The following is a 6,819-nucleotide window of genomic DNA, read 5'->3' as shown; positions in this document are numbered from 1 at the left end:
AAATTATGTTCACTAATATTTCCACTATTTTAATTAGCAACTTTCTTCAACCAAATATTGCGGTTAGTTTTAATTCCTAAAATAAGAAAGTCTCTATTCCTCCAATATGTTAAATCTACTTTTGTTGCCCCCTACAATAATAGGAACCTGTTTCAAGCTAAACTTTGTCAAAAGAAATTTAGAAAAGTTACAATCTAGTCCCTCAATTACTAATGAATTCAGTAATAATAGCTCTGATGCACTAAGTACTTTTTACTTATATGACCTTATCATATTTTGTTTATAAAAAGTGTCGAATATTGGATGAAGATAGGTCTTTCAATTCAATTTTTTTCCGTTTAATCCTTGTTTCCCTTCTCTCTAATACGTTTTCATAAAACAGTAAATGATGAGAACCTAGGGGAGTACTATGGACTGGAGACAGTATGAAGCTGAGATATACCAAAAGTTAAAATCTGATTTTCCTGAAGTAAATATCACATTTGACGGAAGATCCTGGGTCATCAAAGTAAAGTCGAAAGACAAATAGTTGTATTGGCTATTGGAAAGTTTATGGGTTCCGGTGTAACTCTCGCGGTAGAGTGTAAATACCTATTCTAAGAACATTGATGTGAAGATTGTTGATGGGTTCATTGGATTTTTGGAAGTATCAAGCTGCAAAAAATAGAGCAGAAGATAAAAAATCCGACTAGAAATCCTTACGTTTGAAGAATATGATTTAGCTACTTCGATGTATAAAGAAATTTATGAAGAAGAAGCTGGGTTATACCCATTGCCAGTACACTTGTGGGAATGTTACTCCCGAAAGAGGTGGGTCGGATAGTATCTCATTTCGTTTAACTCTTGAAGGAGATATCGAGGCTACTGGAGTTGTTGAACTTAGTTATGGAGATTATAAGATTACCGATGAAGGCTATGCGAACCCAACTGTTGCAGATGATTTCGACTTAATTGTAAAAAATATAAAAAAAGCTTGAACATATATAAAAGTAATTCACTTGAGGTCTTTATTGATATTAGAGATCAACTCTACGACTTAATTAATAAATAAATGTAGCGTATAAAATACACAATTGTATTTTATACGCTACATTTGATTTAACATTTCAAACAAGATGGAAGGAATTCATGTGGGAAACACTCTATGGAAATAATCCAACGCATTTATGAAGGAGGAAAATCTTCTTGTTCCAGGGCAATTTTAGCTGCTTATATGGGAACTGCAATCATAGGGGTCATACAACAATGGTTCGAAAGTGGCACGAAAGAATCTCCTCTAGAAATGGCCCGTATCCTAACGACCATTACGGTTAATGGCTCCTACTTTGCAGCTGGTTTAAAAAATAATCATCCAAAGAATAAGGGATATTCTCTGGAAACCGATATTGGTTAAAAAAACAGTTGCCTATAACGTCCTATAACGTTGTTGAAAGAACCAATTGTCATGTTGGTACCGTCACAAAATGTGATGTTACATTTCTACTCGATTAAATCGCAATCTGAAAGTATTTCCGGTTTATGGCGCATGCTATCCAGATTGGTTATTTTACGGATCACCTTACACGGCACACCTGCAGCAAAAGAATTTTCTGGGATGTCCTGAGTCACGACACTACCTGCTCCTATTACGCATCGATCACCAATCGTAACACCTCCACATACAGTTACATTTGCTGAGAGCCAAACATCGTTACCAATGCTAACAGGCTTAGCATAGCATAAAGACGCAGCATCACCATTTTGATCAAGCATTTGTCTACGCTCGGAGGCAACGAATGGGTGAATAGGCGTAACGATTGTTACATTAGGTCCAAAACTCACATGATCACCTATCGTAACCTGTGCATCATCCTGGACTGTAAGGTTATAGTTTCCAAAAAAATGATCACCAATTTTTGTATGAACACCATAATGAAAAAAAATGGGACCCTGGATAAAACAATGCTCCCCTATGCTATCAAGTAACTGTGACAATATCGCTTCCCGCTCCTCTGTCTGATCCTCAAATGTTCGGCTATATTGACTACTTAAATTGTGGGCGAGAAGCTTTTTACGCTTTAGTTCTGTGTTACCCGGATTGTATAATATCCCTTTGAATATTCGTTCTTCTTCTGTCAAATTGTTCACCTCTTTTAGTTTTTAGACAGTAAGTTCAATTTGAATGTTTTCTGGCCCTAAAATACTGCTTTCATAATATCCGTCACCTGTGGTCCGTGGTCCACTTAACGTTCTAAATCCCGCTTCTGCCAATTGCTTGGTTAGCAGATCGACTTGTTCCTTACTGCCTAAGCTGAAAGCTAAATGAGTTAAGCCCGTCCGCAAGAGATCATGAACTCCTTCTACCATATCCGGTCTGCTCATAATCTCCAATCTCGCGCCGCCCTCAAACGTGAGAAAATAGGTTCTTAATCCCGTTTTGGGATTATGGTATTGTCGATTTGACTTAGCATTAAAGAATTCACTATAAAATTGTCTGCAGCTTTCTAAATCTTGTACATACATAGCAATATGTTCAATTTTCATGAAAATCTCCTTTCCGTCACTACATATATTAGTTTCGAACATAATCCCTCGTAATATCGTTAAGCCATTTAAATTTAAAATAACGCATTAAGGCAATCGGGGCTTTAATAACCTCGTCTAAATTGATGATAAAAAATATCGTATACAATCTTCGCTAGTTATGGCACCATAGGATACCCAAGTTTTTGGGTGAGGAATAATTTCGTAATTAGTCCGGGGGAAGCAGCGGAAAAGCTATTGAAAATCGGGTTCACCGATTGAACCTATAATTTAAAAATGAAATTAACTTGAAAGCAGCCAGTAAATCCAACGTTCTTTGGGTTATTGGCTGCTTTCATTATAATTAAGATACAACGTATGATTCACCTAAAACCCGCTTAATACTGTATGACCCCTCTATCATTTCCGTGGCTATAAATGACTCCATACCACTAGATTCAATATCATACAACACTTCAATTTCCTTGGAGAACAAAATGTTTCCTTCCTTGATAAGTTCAGAGAGAGGTGGAACATTTTCAGCTTTTACATCTCCATTGTAAACTTGTTGAAGTCCTTCGACATAGGCTTCCAATGATCGTGCCCCCACAATTTTAACACCTTTATTTTCTTCATTCACTAAGATAATGGTTGGAAATCCACGTACACCAAGTCTGCCTGCTAACTCAAAATCCTGCTCTAACAAATCTTGTGCCGATCCAAGAGCAGCATCCGCCACTATTTCTTCGCCATTTAGCCCAATATTGTTGACTATATCAACTAATGTTTTCTCCTCTCCAATATTCTGATTGAAGGCGAATACAGCTTCTCTTGCCCGACGCAAAAACTCATTTTCTTTACCCGGATATATATTTTGTATAACCTTGTATACTCTAGATGGCGGGTACGAAGAAAGAATCGGATTGTTTTTCCACAAAGAACCATCGATAGGCATACGTGAATGTAAACCGACTTCTCTCCAATGCTCCGCAACATCTGAAGGCTGTTGAATGCCATTGGAGACATCTGCAAAACCATGCCAGCTAGAAAGCAAACCACCCATAATCGTCTTCACGTTAAAATATTGACCATACTGCAGAATAAAACGATTGAATACCGGCTCAAGCGCCCAACAGTGGGAACAGATCGGATCAGTTGCATAGTAAAGTGTGATTTTGGGGGACTGTAGATTAAAGTCGATTATTTCCATTTGCTCTTCATCCCCTGGCCCACAGACACCGGTTTTAAGGTCACACATCATATTTGAATCATTCATATATAAATCACCCTTCGCTGGAAAATCAAAGAAAGTGCCCTCTTGTAGAAGTTCTTTGTATGGGAGTATTATAATACCAATACAAATTCAAACAAGTACGTTTATTTTTAATACTAAGTATCTTTAATAATACTATTGGACAGGAGTTATGTATGAAATACGAATTTAGACTTGATCAATTATGTCCTGCAACCTTCGCATTCCATGTAATCAGCGGAAAGTGGAACCTCCCGATCCTAGCCATTCTTAGTGAGAACGACAACATACGCTATAACGAGTTAAAAAGAAGACTGCATGGAATAACAGGGACTACCTTAACCAACTCACTGAGAGATCTTATAGAATATGGAATCATTCATCGGGAGCAGTATAACGAAGTGCCACCAAGAGTTGAGTATTCTCTGACTTCATCTGGAAAAGAATTAGTGCCTTTAATTGAATCCGTTGTTGAATGGGGACAAAGAAATATTGGGGTGAAGGATAATTCCTAGTAATCCTGAATCTCCAAATGCATATACGAAGGCGCTTCATCCCAAGGAACGCTAAATCCCGCTCCCTTTGCACAAAACATAGAGCTGGAGGTGTACTCAGGATCAGCGCTGCGGTCGTATCCAATCCTTGCGATGACCTGTTCTGGGTTATGACATGGCTGATAACCGCCTAACTTCATCGAGATTGCTCCCTTGCCCTTCGTGAATGAAGCAAGCTCTACTGCATAATGCATGAACGTTGCGACAGGCGCACGTCCCTGAATAAACATCGATTCACCTAGCATTTCTGGCGGGTCAAATTCACCATGGGCCAGCTGTATATCAGACATTACGCGTCCGATAAGCTCTGCATCGACTTTGATTTTGAATTGATAATAGGGTTCCAGTAGAATAGTGTTCGCTTGCTCCAATCCCTGCCGCAGTGCCCGCAGTGTCGCCTCCCGAAAATCACCGCCATGAGTGTGCTTCTGATGCGCTGCCCCAGTTAAAAGCGTTACATACAGATCGGTAACGGGAGAGCCGGTAAGAACGCCACGATGGTCCTTTTCAAGTAAATGCTGACCGACGAGATGCTGATACCCTGTGCTGAGCTGCTCCACATGGCATGTACTGCGATATGTAATTCCCTCACCACGTTTCGCAGGCGCAAGCCGGAGATGCACCTCTGCATAATGCTTAAGAGGTTCGAAATGCCCACAACCAATCACAATCTCTGCGATCGTCTCTTTGTATAATATCTCTGGCTCGGAGAACGATACCTTGAGCTGGAAACGGTCTAACACCACCTGCTGAAGTACCTCTAGCTGGATCATTCCCATCACATGAACATGAATCTCCTCCAGCTTGTCCTCCCATGTCACTTGCAGCGTAGGGTCTTCGGCTTGCAGGATCATGAAATAGCGTAGCACTTCTCTGGATGATATCCCCAAATTGAAAACAACTTTGGATTTCAACGCTGACACAAGACGGGATTCTACTCGATCTGAATGATTACCTATACCCAGTCCAATGGCTGCATCGGTTAGGCCCGTGACGGCAACAAGCTGTCCCGCGGAGGCTTCATCACATGAAGTATATTTCCCCCCATGATAGATACGAATAGAAGTGATTTTCTGGCTTAACTCCTCATGTTCTGAAGTGCTATAGCAGAGATCCTCCCGTACCCGTAATTTCCCAGCTAATATTTTCATAAAAGTCAGTCGCGTGCCTTGCAGCTCATGACGCACCTTATATACTCGTGCCCCGAATACTGCGTTTACTTCATAAGTCGATTCCATTAGTAGTTGCATCGTCTGCATCCATTCCGCAATCCCCTGATCCAATAGAGCTGCTCCACTCATAACGGGAAAAACCACCCGTTCTTTAACCATTTGTTTCAGCGTAGCCAATACCTGCCCAGGATCAATGTTGTCTTCGAGATATGCCTCCATCAAGGCTTCATCTCGCTCAGCAACGGCGGTAATGACCTCTTCAGGCAGCATGCTCTGATCTAGACCCTTTACCAAATACAACATATCCGGCGAAAATTGCTGCCTTAACGCTTTTAGCACACGCTGAACGTCAGCACCGGTACGATCTATTTTGTTAATAAATATAAAAGTGGGTATGCCATATTCCTGTAGCAATTGCCAGACCGTCTCGGTATGCCCTTCAATGCCCTCCACAGCACTTAAGATGACTACCGCATAATCCATGACCTGTAAAGCGCGCTCCATCTCAGCTGAAAAATCGACATGCCCCGGTGTGTCAATGAGCTGATACGATTGTTCGTTATATTCCATCACCGCCTGGTCAGCAAAAATCGTTATCCCCCGTGCCCGCTCCATCTCATGACTATCTAAAAAGGCATCCTGATGATCGACTCTCCCCCGAGTCTTAATTCCGGAAGCATGGTATAGGAGCTGCTCTGCGAAGGTGGTTTTGCCGGCATCAACATGTGCTAGCAGTCCGATGGTGATTGGTGATGCTTCTGACCCTTTACAATACATATTTCTACCATCCATTCAATCAATATGTTATATAAGAATCGTAGCCGAAATCTAGTAGCTTGTACAGAATCTCTCACCATCGACAGCATGCGGTAACGCCCGAAGATCCATATTATCCAATGACATAACCATCCTCGATGAAGGATTTAGCTAGAATAATATGCAAGAAAGACACTAGACAAGCTATTGAGATGATGATCATGTCCCTATTAACTTACAAAAAAACGGTAACCCTTAACAGAAAGGATTACCGGCTTAATGAATAGTTAGTTTTTATATTTCTAATCTCCTTAAAACAATAAATCATCTACTTTCTAGACTCAACAGCTTTTTATCTAGAAATGTTTTTACATCTTTAGCAAGCTGTATGGATGCTTCAATCTCCAACTTAGTTGTTGAAACACTTTCAATGCTGCATCCAATTGGAATTCCCTTCTCCAGCCCGAACTCAAATAGTTCTTCAAATATTTTTTGAGATAGCTGAATGGATTTATCCAAAATGTCGTTCGAGTATTTCAACTCGTTTTCTAACCATCCCGGGATACTGATCCCCAACCATTTC

7 protein-coding genes and 1 pseudogene are annotated in these 6,819 nt (G+C 40.4%); 3 read left to right on the top strand and 5 right to left on the bottom strand.

Annotated elements, in window-relative coordinates:
* Nucleotides 1-746 precede the first annotated feature (746 nt).
* Together ACWNM1_RS29825 and ACWNM1_RS29820 are read left to right on the top strand one after the other, a co-directional pair.
* Complete coding sequence (locus tag ACWNM1_RS29825) at nucleotides 747-977, top strand: hypothetical protein (protein ID WP_449603816.1); 231 nt, start codon at nucleotides 747-749, stop codon at nucleotides 975-977.
* Nucleotides 978-1,144: 167 nt separating this feature from the next.
* Complete coding sequence (locus ACWNM1_RS29820; RefSeq protein WP_449603815.1) at nucleotides 1,145-1,393, top strand: TetR-like C-terminal domain-containing protein; 249 nt, start codon at nucleotides 1,145-1,147, stop codon at nucleotides 1,391-1,393.
* 86 nt (nucleotides 1,394-1,479) lie between these two features.
* On the opposite strand, the gene ACWNM1_RS29815 is transcribed toward ACWNM1_RS29820, so the two are convergent.
* The 3 genes from ACWNM1_RS29815 to ACWNM1_RS29805 all read right to left on the bottom strand — a co-directional run bounded on the left by ACWNM1_RS29815 (nucleotide 1,480) and on the right by ACWNM1_RS29805 (nucleotide 3,778).
* Nucleotides 1,480-2,127, bottom strand: a complete 648-nt coding sequence (locus tag ACWNM1_RS29815) for a sugar O-acetyltransferase (protein WP_449603814.1) — start codon at nucleotides 2,125-2,127, stop codon at nucleotides 1,480-1,482.
* A gap of 12 nt (nucleotides 2,128-2,139) precedes the next feature.
* Nucleotides 2,140-2,523 (bottom strand): VOC family protein, encoded by a 384-nt coding sequence (locus ACWNM1_RS29810; protein ID WP_449603813.1) that lies wholly within the window; start codon nucleotides 2,521-2,523, stop codon nucleotides 2,140-2,142.
* A 343-nt stretch (nucleotides 2,524-2,866) separates the two neighbouring features.
* Nucleotides 2,867-3,778 carry a DsbA family oxidoreductase gene (locus ACWNM1_RS29805; RefSeq protein ID WP_449603812.1) on the bottom strand — a complete coding sequence of 304 codons (912 nt, stop codon included), beginning with the start codon at nucleotides 3,776-3,778 and terminating at the stop codon, nucleotides 2,867-2,869.
* A gap of 152 nt (nucleotides 3,779-3,930) precedes the next feature.
* On the opposite strand from ACWNM1_RS29805, the gene ACWNM1_RS29800 reads away from it, so the two are divergent.
* The gene (locus tag ACWNM1_RS29800) at nucleotides 3,931-4,269 is read left to right on the top strand and encodes a winged helix-turn-helix transcriptional regulator (protein WP_042126439.1); all 339 of its coding nucleotides are present in this window, start codon (nucleotides 3,931-3,933) and stop codon (nucleotides 4,267-4,269) included.
* On the opposite strand, the gene ACWNM1_RS29795 is transcribed toward ACWNM1_RS29800, so the two are convergent.
* Both ACWNM1_RS29795 and ACWNM1_RS29790 read right to left on the bottom strand, forming a co-directional pair.
* A complete protein-coding gene (locus ACWNM1_RS29795) occupies nucleotides 4,266-6,257 on the bottom strand; it encodes a GTP-binding protein (RefSeq protein ID WP_449603811.1) in 1,992 nt (663 codons plus the stop codon). The genes ACWNM1_RS29800 and ACWNM1_RS29795 overlap by 4 nt on opposite strands.
* A gap of 303 nt (nucleotides 6,258-6,560) precedes the next feature.
* Nucleotides 6,561-6,819, bottom strand: a pseudogene (locus tag ACWNM1_RS29790) (5,10-methylenetetrahydrofolate reductase); the annotation flags it as partial.

This window comes from Paenibacillus sp. Marseille-Q9583, assembly GCF_976954365.1.
This window is presented reverse-complemented; position numbering and strand designations above follow the sequence as displayed.

Bases quoted from the DNA above. Each gene is read 5' to 3' on its own strand.
- ACWNM1_RS29810 (WP_449603813.1), bottom strand. From the start codon at position 2,523: ATGAAAATTGAACATATTGCTATGTATGTACAAGATTTAGAAAGCTGC.
- ACWNM1_RS29820 (WP_449603815.1), top strand. From the start codon at position 1,145: ATGGAAATAATCCAACGCATTTATGAAGGAGGAAAATCTTCTTGTTCC.
- ACWNM1_RS29795 (WP_449603811.1), bottom strand. From the start codon at position 6,257: ATGTATTGTAAAGGGTCAGAAGCATCACCAATCACCATCGGACTGCTA.
- ACWNM1_RS29800 (WP_042126439.1), top strand. From the start codon at position 3,931: ATGAAATACGAATTTAGACTTGATCAATTATGTCCTGCAACCTTCGCA.
- ACWNM1_RS29825 (WP_449603816.1), top strand. From the start codon at position 747: ATGAAGAAGAAGCTGGGTTATACCCATTGCCAGTACACTTGTGGGAAT.
- ACWNM1_RS29805 (WP_449603812.1), bottom strand. From the start codon at position 3,778: ATGAATGATTCAAATATGATGTGTGACCTTAAAACCGGTGTCTGTGGG.